This window comes from Entomomonas asaccharolytica (assembly GCF_016653615.1).
In the GTDB taxonomy this organism is placed as follows: Bacteria; Pseudomonadota; Gammaproteobacteria; order Pseudomonadales; family Pseudomonadaceae; genus Entomomonas; species Entomomonas asaccharolytica.
In genome coordinates this window covers 1,206,355-1,220,530 of the sequence record NZ_CP067393.1, presented here as the reverse complement: position 1 = coordinate 1,220,530, position 14,176 = coordinate 1,206,355, and the positions used below count along the sequence as shown (strand labels likewise).

12 protein-coding genes are annotated in these 14,176 nt (G+C 35.2%); 3 read left to right on the top strand and 9 right to left on the bottom strand.

Going from position 1 to position 14,176, the window contains the following annotated elements; translation table 11 throughout:
* Positions 1-30: 30 nt before the first annotated feature.
* From JHT90_RS05520 to JHT90_RS05480, 9 genes are all read right to left on the bottom strand, one after another.
* Positions 31-639 carry an NAD(P)H-dependent oxidoreductase gene (locus JHT90_RS05520; protein ID WP_201095040.1) on the bottom strand — a complete coding sequence of 203 codons (609 nt, stop codon included), beginning with the start codon at positions 637-639 and terminating at the stop codon, positions 31-33.
* 192 nt (positions 640-831) lie between these two features.
* Entirely contained in the window at positions 832-1,638 is an 807-nt protein-coding gene (locus tag JHT90_RS05515; RefSeq protein ID WP_201095039.1) for an inositol monophosphatase family protein, read from the bottom strand.
* Between the two features lie 193 nt (positions 1,639-1,831).
* Entirely contained in the window at positions 1,832-3,289 is a 1,458-nt protein-coding gene (locus JHT90_RS05510; RefSeq protein WP_201095037.1) for a GntP family permease, read from the bottom strand.
* 107 nt (positions 3,290-3,396) lie between these two features.
* Complete coding sequence (locus JHT90_RS05505; protein WP_201095035.1) at positions 3,397-3,999, bottom strand: HD domain-containing protein; 603 nt, start codon at positions 3,997-3,999, stop codon at positions 3,397-3,399.
* Positions 3,983-4,762, bottom strand: coding sequence for a lysophospholipid acyltransferase family protein (locus tag JHT90_RS05500; RefSeq protein ID WP_201095032.1), 780 nt, complete (start codon positions 4,760-4,762; stop codon positions 3,983-3,985). Before JHT90_RS05500 ends, JHT90_RS05505 begins: the two co-directional genes overlap by 17 nt.
* Positions 4,763-4,847: 85 nt before the next feature.
* The gene (locus JHT90_RS05495; RefSeq protein ID WP_201095030.1) at positions 4,848-5,393 is read right to left on the bottom strand and encodes a hypothetical protein; all 546 of its coding nucleotides are present in this window, start codon (positions 5,391-5,393) and stop codon (positions 4,848-4,850) included.
* A 69-nt stretch (positions 5,394-5,462) separates the two neighbouring features.
* Positions 5,463-5,831 (bottom strand): hypothetical protein, encoded by a 369-nt coding sequence (locus JHT90_RS05490; RefSeq protein WP_201095028.1) that lies wholly within the window; start codon positions 5,829-5,831, stop codon positions 5,463-5,465.
* Between the two features lie 104 nt (positions 5,832-5,935).
* Positions 5,936-6,703: a heme ABC transporter ATP-binding protein gene (locus tag JHT90_RS05485; RefSeq protein ID WP_201095026.1), complete on the bottom strand. Its 768-nt coding sequence runs from the start codon at positions 6,701-6,703 to the stop codon at positions 5,936-5,938.
* Positions 6,703-7,674, bottom strand: coding sequence for a FecCD family ABC transporter permease (locus tag JHT90_RS05480; protein ID WP_379971824.1), 972 nt, complete (start codon positions 7,672-7,674; stop codon positions 6,703-6,705). Before JHT90_RS05480 ends, JHT90_RS05485 begins: the two co-directional genes overlap by 1 nt.
* Before the next feature lie 516 nt (positions 7,675-8,190).
* Between JHT90_RS05480 and queD the strand changes: the two genes are divergently transcribed.
* From queD to JHT90_RS05465, 3 genes are all read left to right on the top strand, one after another.
* On the top strand, positions 8,191-8,547 hold the full coding sequence (queD, locus tag JHT90_RS05475; protein WP_201095022.1) for a 6-carboxytetrahydropterin synthase QueD: 357 nt from the start codon (positions 8,191-8,193) through the stop codon (positions 8,545-8,547).
* A 153-nt stretch (positions 8,548-8,700) separates the two neighbouring features.
* The gene (locus JHT90_RS05470) at positions 8,701-10,416 is read left to right on the top strand and encodes an autotransporter assembly complex protein TamA (protein ID WP_201095020.1); all 1,716 of its coding nucleotides are present in this window, start codon (positions 8,701-8,703) and stop codon (positions 10,414-10,416) included.
* Complete coding sequence (locus tag JHT90_RS05465) at positions 10,413-14,135, top strand: translocation/assembly module TamB domain-containing protein (RefSeq protein WP_201095018.1); 3,723 nt, start codon at positions 10,413-10,415, stop codon at positions 14,133-14,135. The genes JHT90_RS05470 and JHT90_RS05465 overlap by 4 nt, the downstream gene beginning before the upstream one ends.
* The last annotated feature ends 41 nt before the right edge of the window (positions 14,136-14,176 follow it).

Below are 14,176 nucleotides of genomic sequence, written 5' to 3'. Positions count from 1 at the left end.
AAATTTAATCTTATAAATCAATACAGAATTTTACAAATCATTAAAGTTCTTTTTCGCCATCATCCAAATTACTCTGGATAAGCGTGTTTTATAAGCCGCTATTTGCTGGTCAATATGTGGATCTTTATCAACATTGGCTGCTAAGAAAGTAGGCAATGCTTTTAGACCTAAGAATTGATGCGCCTTATGAAAAGCTAAATAAACTGCGTCAACCCCTCTGCCATCAAAAAAATGATCATATTCTGAAAAAGTTTCAGCGGGTGCATTCCAAGTAACTGATAGCATGTAATAACGTCCCTGTAATAAACCTGTTTTTCCATAGGGTTTTAGTAATTCTTCTGGCGTATTACTTTCATCTTCATAAAAAATACCATTACCTGCATTAAATACTTCATCCATGTATTTTTTGACAATCCAAGGCGGTCCCATCCACCATGCAGGCATTTGATAAATTATCATTTCTGCCCATAAAAACTTCTGTACCTCAGCGTCTACATCATAACCATCATTAACACGTGTTTCTTGTATTTCATGACCAAATTCTATCAATGTAGTTTTAGCAATTTCACACATTGTGTCATTCAATTTACCACGTGTACTTGCAAATGCTTTTGCTCCATCAATTAATAATACTTTCATTGTATATCCTCATTAATTAAACAGCATGATCAGAGCTACTTCCTCATGAGGTGTTATATAGAAATTTCTCTTACTTTGTATTGCAATAAATCAACTAGAACAAATACGCCAAACTTTTACTTACATTAATGAAAAATAGAAAAAAGAAAGGTGGATTTGCTCTTTAAAAAAAGCAAACCCATAAAAGAGATATTATTTTTTAGAAAGGTGTGGCTGAATAGTTTGTAAAACAGCTTTAAAACATTTAGGGTTACCTGTGACTACTTGACCGTTTTCTAAAAAGTCATGGCCACCTTTAAAGTCACTAATTAAGCCGCCTGCTTCTTGAATTAATAATGCACCAGCCGCCATATCCCATTGCGACAAACCAGATTCCCAGAATGCATCATAGCGACCTGCTGCCACATAAGCTAAATCTAAACTAGCTGCTCCAGCCCTGCGTATACCCGCAGTAGCTCCGATTAAGTCGCGAAACATCGCTAAATAACTATCTAAACCGTCTAATTGATCTTGTTTAAATGGAAAACCTGTTGCTAGTAAAGCACCGTCTAAGCTTTTACGCGCACTAACACGAATTCGTTTACCATTCATCGCCGCACCACGACCACGGGAAGCAGTAAATTCCTCTTGACGAACAGGGTCTAATACTACAGCATGTTCTAAACGCCCTTTATATTGACAAGCAATACTTACAGCATAGTGTGGAACACCACGTAAAAAATTAGTTGTTCCATCTAATGGATCAATAATCCATAAATAGTCAGCACCTTCCGCTGTTCCTTTAATTAACCCACGCTCTTCTGCTAGGATACCGTGATTTGGATAAGCTTTTTGTAAAGCAGTAATAATAATTTCTTCAGCACTTCTGTCGATTTCAGAAACATAATCATTAGTTTCTTTTTGCTGTGGACTAAGACTATCTAAACGTTCTGTTGCTCTAAAAATATATTCGCCTGCACTACGGGCGGCACGTAATGCAATGGTTAGCATAGGCTGCATGAGGAAACTTCCAAGGGTTCTATCAAAATAATAATTATATCAGAAAGTTTAACTTTATAGAAAATCTTCTAAGCTAGAGTGCATTATAATTAATGCTTTTTAGTTTTTTATAACATAACTAACCACAGACTGTAGAACAATTATGACATAACAAATCAACGCTATATAAAGTCAAAAAGTAATAGCCATCTTATTAAAAACTACCGAAGATTGAACCTAACACAATTACTACAACTAATGCGATTAAAGCACTTAGAATACCTGCCATAATAATATCTTTATAACTTTCTTTATGAGTACAACCACAAATGGCTAACAAGGATACAACAGCCCCATTATGAGGTAAGGTATCTAATGTGCCAGAACCAATGACCGCAATTCTATGCATTAATGCAGGATCAATATTTAATTGCTCTGCTAAGGTCATATAGGTGCTTGCTAAAGAATCTAGGGCTATGGATAGTCCACCAGAGGCAGAGCCTGTTAAACCTGCTAGCAAGTTGGTAGATACAGCTAAAGAAACTAAAGGCCCACCTTCAATACCTAACACCCAATCCTTAACCACAGTAAAGGCTGGCATGGCTGCTACCACAGCCCCAAAACCGACTAAACAAGCAACACTAACAGCAGGTAGTACAGAAGAATTAGCACCAGCCCCCAATGATTTACGAAAATCAGGTAATTTTTTAAAGTTAACAAGAATAACCACTACAATGGCACAAGTTAATGCAGTAATCACTGACCAAATACCGCCTACCGCTGCAAAGCTAGTACTTCCCCATTTTGCTTCTGCTAAAAAACTGGTATCCATATTGGGTAAAATAACTTCTGACATCAGTAAATTAACGCTCACCACAACAATCAATGGCAACATTGCAAATACAATAGGAGGAAAATATTTAACACGTTTTCCTTTATTAACACCTGTTGGATCAAATTCGGTAGAATGTACTACCTGCTCACGTAACTTATCATCATTAGCTAGAGCAGAGGCTGTGGCCATTTTACTGCCTTTACCAAAACCTTCTCCATTTAACACTGCTATACGTTGCACACGATATAACCACCATAAACCTACTGCTAACATCACTGCACTGGCAATAATACCTAAACCTGGCGCAGCAAAAGGAGTAGTTCCAAAAAAAGCAGTTGGAATAGCATTTTGAATAGAAGGCGTACCCGGTAAGGCAGACATAGTAAAAGTTGAAGTACCTAAAATAATAGCACCAGGTATTAAACGATGGGGAATATTAGCTGAGCGAAATAACTCATTTGCCATAGGGGCTAATACAAAGAAAGCTACAAATAAACTGACTCCACCATAAGTCACCATTGCACCTGCTAATACTACTGCCAAAATAGCTCTTTTCTCTCCTAAGTGCTTCATCATAAATTGAGCAATTGTTGAAATTGAACCTGTATCTTCCATTAATTTACCAAACACAGCACCTAATAAAAATAAGGGAAAAAACTGAGAAAAAAATCGTGCTGTATTACCCATAAAAGTTTGGGTCCAATGCGCTAATAAGGGCTCGCCACTAAACAGTGCTACGATTAAAGCTGAAAGAGGCGCTAAAATAAGTACAGTCCAGCCCCTAAATGCTAAAAAAACCAGTAATCCTAGCCCTAATAATATGCCCAATAATCCCATTATTAACCTTCTAAAATTATTTTATTTATTGAAAATGACTTGGCATTATATTATCAGTTATTGTTAAAACCTATCCCTTTAATAGTATGATAATAATATAGATAGTCTTAGATTATTCTATTAAGATTATCTCTAGCCTGTTGCTCTAATAAATTAAATAACTTTGCTGTTTGGTAAATAGTGGGTCGTTTTATAAAAGATTTAAGCACATCCTTACGTTTTTTCTTATAAAGAAAATAAGGCACCCAACTGTATTCTTTTCTAATTTGTTGTTCATATTCTGCATAACGTTGTGGTGTAGCCCCTAAAATAGCTAAATCTATATCTACAATAATTTTTTCGTCTATTGTTTTTGGTATTGTTTGATGGTCTGTTACCAGAATTAACTGTTGTACTTCATCTATAATACTTTGTGCAACTTTCAATGATTGTAAACATTCTGCTGCCCATTGAGCACTTAGTTGCTCATTATTATGTCCTCTAACATTATAAATCGCGTCATGAAACCATAATGCCATTTCAATTATAGGAGACATTTCAGCCTGATCTTTCACTAAATCAAAATAACAAAAGCACTCTTGCAAATACTGTAAAGTGTGATAATGACGATCTGGTTGTGAGTAATAATTAACTAACTTTATAAAAATAGTTTGATCAGGCGATACTCCCAACTGCTGACAGCTATTTAGCCATCTAGTTTGTAGGTTCATTCTGCATTACCCAATGCTTACCAATTTGTTGTTGTGCTATGTTAGCTAAGTGACTTCGACTGGTATATTGATGACTATCTAACACGTCATTAAAAATAACTTTTATAGTTAATTGATAACAGGTTAATACTTTCCAAACGCTCGCTAATAAAGACATATCACCAATAAATGCAGGGCGTGTTGTAATCTTTTGCTGTGTATCTAAATATTGTATTGCAATTGGTATTACCCACCCTTTTGAACGATAAACAGGCTCAAATAATGAAGGTTTAAATTTATTTACTGCTAAACCATCAGAGGTAGTACTTTCTGGAAAAACAGCTATACAATTCCCATTAGTTAACTCTTTTGCTAACTGCTGATTAACTTGCATAATATGTCGTTTATTCTCTCGTTCAATAAAAACTGTATCACCTAATTTAGTTAATCTACCAATTATGGGCCAATGGCTAATTTCTTTTTTTGCCACAAAACGGGGTTTTAGAACCGTAAAAATAACTAAAATATCTAACCATGAAATATGATTAGCTACAATTAATGTATTATGCAATTTTTGGGGGAGGCTACCTTCAACGACCAACCTAATACCCAGTATCTTCATTAATTTAGAAGACCATGCACGAAGCACTTGCGCAGTTTTAGCCTCATCATAGAATCTTATAAAAAAAAATACCCTGATAGCTCCTACACTAAAGTGTAAAAATAATCTAATGACACGCCAGAATGCTATAAAAATATTAACGCTTTGTTTTACTGGTTGCATTGCTCATCAATATCATGAAAAATAGCTCATTAGCTTAAAACAACTAATGAGCTATTAGCAACTTTCTAATATCAATATACTGATTTCAGTAACCATTTAATTTTAATTTATTATGCTCAGCTGTGATCTGAATATTACCAATGCAGCTATCTAATCCTTTAGTTTCTTTATAAAAACATAATACTGTTGCTTGGCTTGGTCTTTTACTAGCGAATAATGTTTGTTCTGAGGATTTATTTAATTCTTCTTTAATAACATTCATTTTATTACAAACAGAAGAAACCATTTCAAAAACTGTTTTATTACCTATCCTTTCCTTAATATCCTGTTGCATTTCTTCTGAAAATTGCTCTAATAAAGCATCTTCATTTTCCGTTTTACAAGCATTCCCAATGTTAGTAAAAAACTCAGTAACTACCACACTAGGTAATGGAATAGGTGTTATATCATTTGCTAAAGGAACTACCGCTCCATTGGGTGTCATAACAGTTTTTTTTGCTTGTACAGAAGAAGTTACACAAGGCTTGTCTGAATACAGATAACGACCATTACTTTGCTTACACTTAAATGATTGGGCTTGAACTAAAGTACCGATACCACAAACAATAACAATAAATAAAATTTTTTTCATACTATAATCCCTTATAATTCAATAAATAACATTATATATTTTAAAAACTGTTACGGCAATTATCTAATACTAATGTACCCTCCTATATTCTATTTTAGGTGGAAATATATCTGCTAATATTGCTTGAACTTTAGCGAGATCATTAATACTTAACTCTATTTTTTGCAATTTACTATTATCAGTAAAAAAACAAAGAGGCGTGGCAGAACTTAATCGAAGATGCAAAACATTATCAATAATTTGATAACAGAAATCATCGGTTGTTGCTTGTAAATAATAAAGTTTATCTAAACACTCTGTATACACAATGGTATCAGGATCATCTAATACATCCCTGCAAACTACAATATACTTAAGAAAGCTATCTTTACTAAACCAAATACTTAAACTAAAAAAACTATCATCTTCATTTTCAATCTGGACTTTTGAAGCTTTCATTAAATAGTAACAACTCAGATAATCAATATACTAACTATTATCTATAGTATATAAATTAACCTAACACCTCAAAGAAGAATCACTTTGTTTAGAGCTATATCAAATTAACATGCAATAACTAATGGATATCCTTGTATAGGATGGGGCTGGATTAACACATCTAAACCAAAGATCGTTTTAATATTCTCTACAGTTAATACTTGTTGAGGTATGCCTTGAGTAAAAATTTTACCTGCTTGTAAAAAGATTAATTGATCACAATAACAAGCTGCTAAATTTAAATCATGTACTATTACCATCACCGCAGCCCCCTGCTGTGCACAATACTTAACTACCTTTAGCAAAGTATGTTGATGCAACGGATCTAACATTGAGGTAGGTTCATCCAGCAACAACACTGACTGATTATTAATAGGCCACAATTGTGCTAATACTCTAGCTAGATGAACACGTTGTCGTTCACCACCTGATAACTCTAAATAATTACGTTTTGCTAAATAGCTGATATTGGTTAAATCAAGCACTTCCTGAATAATAGCTTGGTCTTTTGTAAACCCCGTGTTATGAGGCAAACGACCAAAGCCCACTACTTCACTGACTAAAAATGCAAAATTTAAACGAGCGGTTTGTGGCAATACAGCTAAATGGCATGCTCTCTCAGTAGCTGGCCAAGCGTCTAATGGTCTATCATCTAAAATTACTCGTCCTGTTACACTGCCCAGTTCACCACATAAACCTGCTAGCAAAGTACTTTTACCTGCACCATTAGTACCTAACACACCTAATAATTCACCACTTTGCAACGTTAAATCAATGTTATTAATAATTGTTTTATCTGCACGTTGGAGGGTTAAGTTTTCAGCCTTGATCACTAAAACCTCCTACGCATAAGTAGATATAAAAAGAATGGTGCACCCAACAGCGCAGTTACAATACCTATCTGTAATTCTGCTGGAGCTAGAACTACTCTAGCCACAATATCTGCTAATAACAATAAACAAGCACCTGCTATTGCCGAAGCAGGCAATAATATTCGATGATTTGGCCCTGCAACTAATCGTATAAGATGGGGTACTACTAACCCAATAAAACCTATCATACCTGTCGCCGCAACTGCTGTGCCAACACCCAGCGCAGTACAAACGATTAGTTCGACTTTTATTCGCTCTACATTCACACCTAAATGACGCGCTTCAGATTCACCCAGTAACAGCGCATTTAAGCCATTAGCTCGAAAAGGTAAAAAAATACATATAGCTATTGTCACTATTAATAATGGCCATAAATTAGGATATATAGCCCCATTTAAACTACCCATATTCCAGAAGGTTAATTTACGTAGCATACTATCATCAGCAATATAAGCTAATAGCCCAATCCCTGCACCTGATAAGGCAGTAATGGCAACCCCTGCTAAAAGCATTGTAGCCACATCTGTACGACCATTACGCAATCCCAACCTATATACTAACCAAGTAACCACTATGCCACCTAAGAAGGCAAAAATAGACAATAAGTAAGGTTCTATAACTAAAGGAATCGTTAAAGAGGCGCCAAAAACAATTGCAATACCCGCCCCTAATGCAGCACCACTCGATACACCTATTAAACCAGGGTCTGCTAAAGGATTTCGAAACAACCCTTGCATTGCCACCCCACAAATAGCTAATACAGCACCAGCCATTACCCCCAGTAAAGTACGCGGCATACGAATTTGCCAGATAACTAAACTGTTTTGAGAAGCTTCTGCTTGTGAAGTGAATAATATATTCCAGAGTTCTTTAAAAGAAATAGGTATCGCACCAATACTTAAAGATAGAGCAAAAACAAGGATTAATAACAAAATTAATCCTATAAAAAGAGGCTTTATAGCGACTCTACTAATCATGGATTTATCATCAAATATATTAATTATCTTACAGTGAAATAGTATTTAAACTATTCTAAATGATAACAGTTTAGCTATTTATCATAGCTTTGTATATTTTGTTAAATAATTACAATTATTTAATTACTATAATTGTTTAACTTAGCATTTATAGCATTTTAAATGCTAAATCTATTATTTTTGTTATAATTGAGTGTATTATCATAGAAACACCTTTAAATACAAAATTTTATATTTTCATATAGCTTATAATCATTCATCTACAAACACCATAGCCCACAAAAACTATTATTTTTACATTACCTTTCTTTAAACGTTGGTATTCTCTCAAATAAATCAACTAATAAATCAATTGCTAAAGATTCAGCGTAGTCTTTACCTACTGGTTCTCAATATATAAATATAAAGCATAGAGTTAATAAGTGCTACTTGTTACAATATTGTTTTTATTAGCTTGACGAGTTTACTACCTTGGAATTATTTAAAGAATTTACATTTGAAGCCGCCCACCTTTTACCTCATGTTCCAGCAGGGCATAAATGTGGTCGCTTACATGGACACTCTTTTAAAGTCATCCTTTACGTTCAAGGTGAGGTTGATCCTAAAATGGGTTGGATAAAAGACTTTGCTGAAATAAAGGCTATTTTTAAACCTATTTACGAGCAACTAGACCATAATTATCTAAATGATATTAAAGGTCTGGAAAATCCTACCAGTGAAAATTTAGCCATTTGGATTTGGCAACAGCTAAAACCATTATTACCTGAACTCTCCAAAGTATGTATTAAAGAGACTTGTACTAGTGGCTGTGAATACATAGGTAATTAATTGAAAGATCAAGGATTTATAATCTACTTAAATACTCTCTATAACAAAATGTACTATATCTTGTAATATTATTTTTTGTTTTAATTTAATAATTAAATATAACTTACCCTAAATTACAACTATATATATTACTAACACTGGTCTAACTTTATTATGAGTTTGCATAATACCTTACTTTTTATTTTAATTAGCTACTCAACAGTAATAGTAGCTAATCAAGTGAGTGTAGAGGTTATACCAGAAAATAAAGCCATTAAAGATAATATTGAAGCCTATATTGGTACTTTTGAAAACCAAGATACACCCACCCTACTGCGGCTGCAATCGGTTGTAAAAAAACAAGCGATTGAAGCGACTCAAGCATTAGGCTACTACGATACTCAAGTACATACCAGAGTAAGGGGTAAAAAAACTAATAGCCCTACCCTAAGGATAAAAGTTTTATTAGGTGATCCCGTATATTTAAGAAATGTAAATATTGATATACAAGGCGATGCAGCATCACTTAAAGAATTTAAAACACCTAGTGGTAAAGACTTAACAACAGGCGCTATTTTGAATCATGGGGTTTACGAAAGCGCAAAATCACAAATCAAAGCACAGGCCTTACACTATGGTTTCTTTTTTGGTGAATTTACTCAACATCAATTATTGATTAATCCAGAAGAAAAAAGGGCTGATATCAATATTCAGTACCAAAGTGGCCCTAGAGCAACCCTTGGAAAAGTTACGTTCAGTAAAGAAGATAATCCGTTTGATGAAGATTTGTTATATCGTTTTGTAAACTTTAAAGAAGGTACGCCTTATAATTCAAACCTAATAGCTGAACTCAATAATAACTTACAGTCCAGTGGTTATTTTGAAGATGTGCGTATTGATGCAATTCCTACAGATAAAGAGCATACAGAACTACCTGTAACAGCCGAAGTTAAAGCAACAAAATCAAAAGTATTAAGTATGGGGCTTGGCTTCTCTACAGATATTGGTCCAAGGGCTCAATTTGGTTGGGAACGCCCATGGATTAACAGTCGAGGCCACAAGCTAGGTTTTAATACAGAAATTTCAGGACCAAGGCAGAATATTACCACATGGTATCAAATCCCCATGGAAGACCCATTAACTGATAATGTACGTTTTACAGCTGGTTTACAACATGAAGACATTGTAGATACTGAGAGTACCTTATTAACCTTAGGCGTGGAACGTAATAAAAAACTAGATAGCGGCTGGATGCGTACACTGTTTTTACGTTGGCAAAATGAAACTTATAAAGTCGGTGAAGATGAAGCCAACCGTATGTTCTTAATGCCTGGCTTTAATTACTCTTATCTAAGATCTGACAACAGTATCGATCCCTCTAAAGGTTATCGGTTGCAGTTTGGTCTAAGCGGCGGCAAAGAAGGTATTTTATCTGCTGCTGATTTTATCCGCTATACAGGATCAGCAAAAGGTCTTTACACCTTTGCTAATAAACATCGTTTTTTAAGCCGTATTGAAGTAGGCGGAATTGATAGCCCAAACTATGAAAAAATACCGCCCTCCTTACGTTTTTATGCAGGTGGTGACCAAAGTGTACGTGGTTATGACTATCAAACACTCTCCCCCAGAGATGATGACCGCAAAAAAATAGGTGGTCGTTATATGATTGCAGGTAGTATGGAGTATCAATACCAGTTTGCCGAAAAATGGCGCGCGGCCACCTTTATTGATAAAGGTAATGCAGGTGATTCGTGGGCAATGGGTTTAAAAACAGGGGTAGGCGTTGGTATACGCTGGGTATCACCTGTTGGCCCTATCCGCGTGGATATTGCACACGGTGTAGAAGATAACTCGATTAGACTCCACTTCTCTATGGGGCCTGAATTATGAAGCTAACCCTGAAAATAGCTAAATACTTTTTTATTATTCTAATTATTCTAATCCTACTGCTTATTGTCGCCCTTACATTTGCTGTTAAAACAGAGAAAGGAAGTGGTTATTTACTGAATATTGTACCTGGCTTAACGGTTACTAACCCACAAGGAACACTGAGTGGGGGTTGGTCAGCAGAAGAATTAATCTGGCAAAATGATGGGATTAAAATCACTATTAGTCATCCTATGCTCGATTGGTATGCCAGTTGTTTGATTAAAGCTAATGTCTGTATAGATAAACTTAGTGTTGAACAAGTAAATATTGAATTACTTGATAATAAAGATACTACAGAGGAAACAACCAATAATGACCCTCTACAATTACCTACTATCAACTTACCTGTAAGTATTGATATCAAATCTATTCAACTGGATAAGTTAATACTTTATAAGCAACAAATCATCAGCCAACTGTTATTAACCAATACCCATTGGAGTAGTGCTAGCGTTAGTTTTGAATCATTAACCTTATATAGCCCTTTAGCAAAAGCAAAGGTGGCTGTACAAGGTGATATTCAATTAGCGGACAATTGGCCATTAAATATTACTGGCCAGATACAATTAGATCAATTACTTGAAACACCTTGGCAAATTAAACTGAATGCTCAAGGTGAACTACAAAAACAATTAAATATAACCATTGAAAGTAATGGCTATTTACAAGCCAATATCAATGGTTCTGCCCATGTTTTAGAAAAAGATTTACCTGCTGATATAACTATAAATATAAAGGATTTCTATCCTAGTAACGTTGCGGACTTACCCAAAACCCTAACTATTAAGCAGTTAAATCTCAATGCTAAAGGCGATTTGGCAAACGGATTTAATATTACAAGCCAAGCAACACTTGCAGGGCAAACAACGCCAGTAAACTTAACCTTACAAGCCTTAGTAACAGATAAACAAGCAGAACTGCAAACCCTTACTCTCAATACCAACGAACAACAGTTTGTAAAAATTACTGGTCAAGCCAATTTTCAGCCTAACCTACAAGCGAAAGCGACTATTGACTACCAACATTTTCCTTGGCTACAGTTGTATCCAATGGATTCCCCTCCTCCAGTTGACCTAAGTACATTATTAGCAAACCTACAGTATCAAAACGATAACTATCAAGCTGATCTTAAAGCAGCTTTAACGGGGCCTGCTGGTAACTTTGCTGTGACCTCTAAGATACAAGGCGATTTAAAGCAGATTACCGTTGCAACAATGCAAGTAGATACACCAGATAATGGCAATATCATGGGTACAGCAAAAGTAACATTTGACCCTACCATTACATGGCTAGCTGATCTTAATTTAAAAGCAATTAATCCAAACTATTGGGTACCAGATTTAGTAGGATTATTAAATGGTAATATTCACAGTACAGGTACAATCGTAAATAGTACCATTGAAACAGAGAGTAAAATTGATATTACAGGAACTTTACGTAATCAACCTGCCCAAATTAAAACCCAAGTTATAGCTAAACAACAAATATGGAAAGTACCTGAGTTATTGGTAAAAGTAGGCAGCAATCAAATTACAGGCCATGCTGAACTTAATAAAAATATCCAAGCTGATTTAGATATTAATATGCCTTCACTCAATCAACTTTTACCAGAATTAGCAGGTAATTTAAGGGGTAAAGTTCAATTAACAGGCAGCTTACAACAACCCCAAGGCACTGTTAATTTAACGGGACAAAAACTAGCTTATCAACAACAACGCATTAACCAATTACAATTGAATGCTAATTTAAATGCTCAACAACAAGCTACTGTAAAATTACAAGCTAATCATATAAGGTCTGGTACTACCCAATTAGGTAATTTAATGGTAGAAGGCAATGGTAATATCAATAATCAACAATTAACCTTACAGTTAACAGATGGCTTGGTTAAACTAATAACTGCTATAAAAAGCCAGCAAGATAAGCAACATAATTGGATTGTTGATATCAATAAATTACAGCTAGCCTCGCAAGGTCAAGACTGGCAGTTACAAAATCCAACAAAACTAAATTACAGTGCCACAGGTACATTCACCCTCAATAGCCATTGTTTAAAAAATGGCCAAGCAACCCTTTGTGCTATTGAGCAACAAAAAATACTGCCTGATACACAAATTAACTATAAATTAGCTAATTTTCCTTTAGATAGTTTAAAACCTTGGTATCCCGAAAACTTCAATTGGAAAGGTATTCTTTCAGCTACCATTGCATTAAAACTCCCACAATCAGGGCCTACGGGCAATGTTGAAATAAACGCAAATAGTGGTACTTTCCAACTGAGAGAAAACTCAGAAGAAAGTTGGCATGATCTTCCCTATCAAAAATTATCATTATTAGCTAATTTAACACCTAACAAAATTACTACAAATTTAGACTTTCTAGGTGGTAGCCTAGGTAGCTTACAAAGCCAACTTACCATCAATCCATTAGCAGCCAACAAACCCATAGCAGGTGATTTCACTATTAATGGCCTTGATATAAGTATCTTGCAACCCTTTGCTCCTGATATTAATCAACTAGAAGGTAAAATTAATGGACAAGGTAAAATCACAGGATTCTTAGAGAAACCTTATATTTCAGGAAAAGTAGCTCTAAATAATGGTACTGTGTTAGGTGATATACCTGTTAGTTTAGAACAACTACAAGTAACTGCACTAATTGAAGGCGAAAGTCTTAAACTAGATGGTTCATGGCGCAGTGGTAAACAAGGTAACGCAAAACTTGCAGGCAATGTTAATTGGGGTAATGGCCTTAATGTAAATATGGCTGTGCAAGCCAATAATTTGCCTGTAATTGTAGCTCCTTATGCCAATTTGGAAGCAGGTGCTAATCTAAAATTACAAATGGATACGGAAACCTTAAATGTTACTGGTACTGTTGAAATTCCTAGAGGTGCTATTAAAGTAAGGGATCTACCCCCTTCTACCGTCACTGTTTCCTCAGATGCAGTCATTGTGACTAGTAACCAACCCACGGAAACGAAAGTACCTATTCGCTTAAATATGGATGTTGAAGTGCTTATTGGTAGTGATCGCCTGAGTTTTCAAGGTTTTGGTCTAACCTCTAATATTACTGGTAACCTAAAAATTACCAGAGATTTATTTACACAAGGCTCGGTTAATTTAAATGATGGTATCTACCGTGCTTATGGACAACGTCTAAAAATTAGTAAAGCGCGAATTTTATTTACAGGCTCTCTCACTGAACCCACTCTAGATATTGAAGCTATCCGAGAAGTGGGTGATGTAACTGCAGGTATACGAGTCACAGGCCCAACCAGTGCGCCAATAGCTAAAGTATTCTCCAATCCCCCCATGAATCAAGACCAAGCTTTATCTTATATTATATTTGGTCGCCCTATGTCGTCAGGAGATAATAATGTACTTGCACAAGCAGCGCTTGCTATGGGAGTAGCTGGCTCTTCAGAATCAGTTGCCAAGGTTGCAAGTAAAGTGGGTATACAAGACTTTCAACTGGATACAGAAGGTTCTGGGGATGATACTAGCGTTACCGCAAGTGGTAAAATTACAGAGGATTTAAGTATTCACTATGGAGTAAATATTTTTAACTCACTTAATACCTTGATGTTCCGCTATAAATTGACTAAAACAGTCTATTTAGAAGCAGCTAGCGGTGCAGCAAGTTCATTAGATATTTTCTATAAGAAAAGTTTTAAATAATTATTTAACTTTTGCTGTTTAATGGTAGATAAGGCAACTTG

Bases quoted from the DNA above. Each gene is read 5' to 3' on its own strand.
- JHT90_RS05465 (WP_201095018.1), top strand. From the start codon at position 10,413: ATGAAGCTAACCCTGAAAATAGCTAAATACTTTTTTATTATTCTAATT.
- JHT90_RS05495 (WP_201095030.1), bottom strand. From the start codon at position 5,393: ATGAAAAAAATTTTATTTATTGTTATTGTTTGTGGTATCGGTACTTTA.
- JHT90_RS05520 (WP_201095040.1), bottom strand. From the start codon at position 639: ATGAAAGTATTATTAATTGATGGAGCAAAAGCATTTGCAAGTACACGT.
- JHT90_RS05470 (WP_201095020.1), top strand. From the start codon at position 8,701: ATGAGTTTGCATAATACCTTACTTTTTATTTTAATTAGCTACTCAACA.
- JHT90_RS05490 (WP_201095028.1), bottom strand. From the start codon at position 5,831: ATGAAAGCTTCAAAAGTCCAGATTGAAAATGAAGATGATAGTTTTTTT.
- JHT90_RS05515 (WP_201095039.1), bottom strand. From the start codon at position 1,638: ATGCAGCCTATGCTAACCATTGCATTACGTGCCGCCCGTAGTGCAGGC.
- JHT90_RS05510 (WP_201095037.1), bottom strand. From the start codon at position 3,289: ATGGGATTATTGGGCATATTATTAGGGCTAGGATTACTGGTTTTTTTA.
- JHT90_RS05500 (WP_201095032.1), bottom strand. From the start codon at position 4,762: ATGCAACCAGTAAAACAAAGCGTTAATATTTTTATAGCATTCTGGCGT.
- JHT90_RS05505 (WP_201095035.1), bottom strand. From the start codon at position 3,999: ATGAACCTACAAACTAGATGGCTAAATAGCTGTCAGCAGTTGGGAGTA.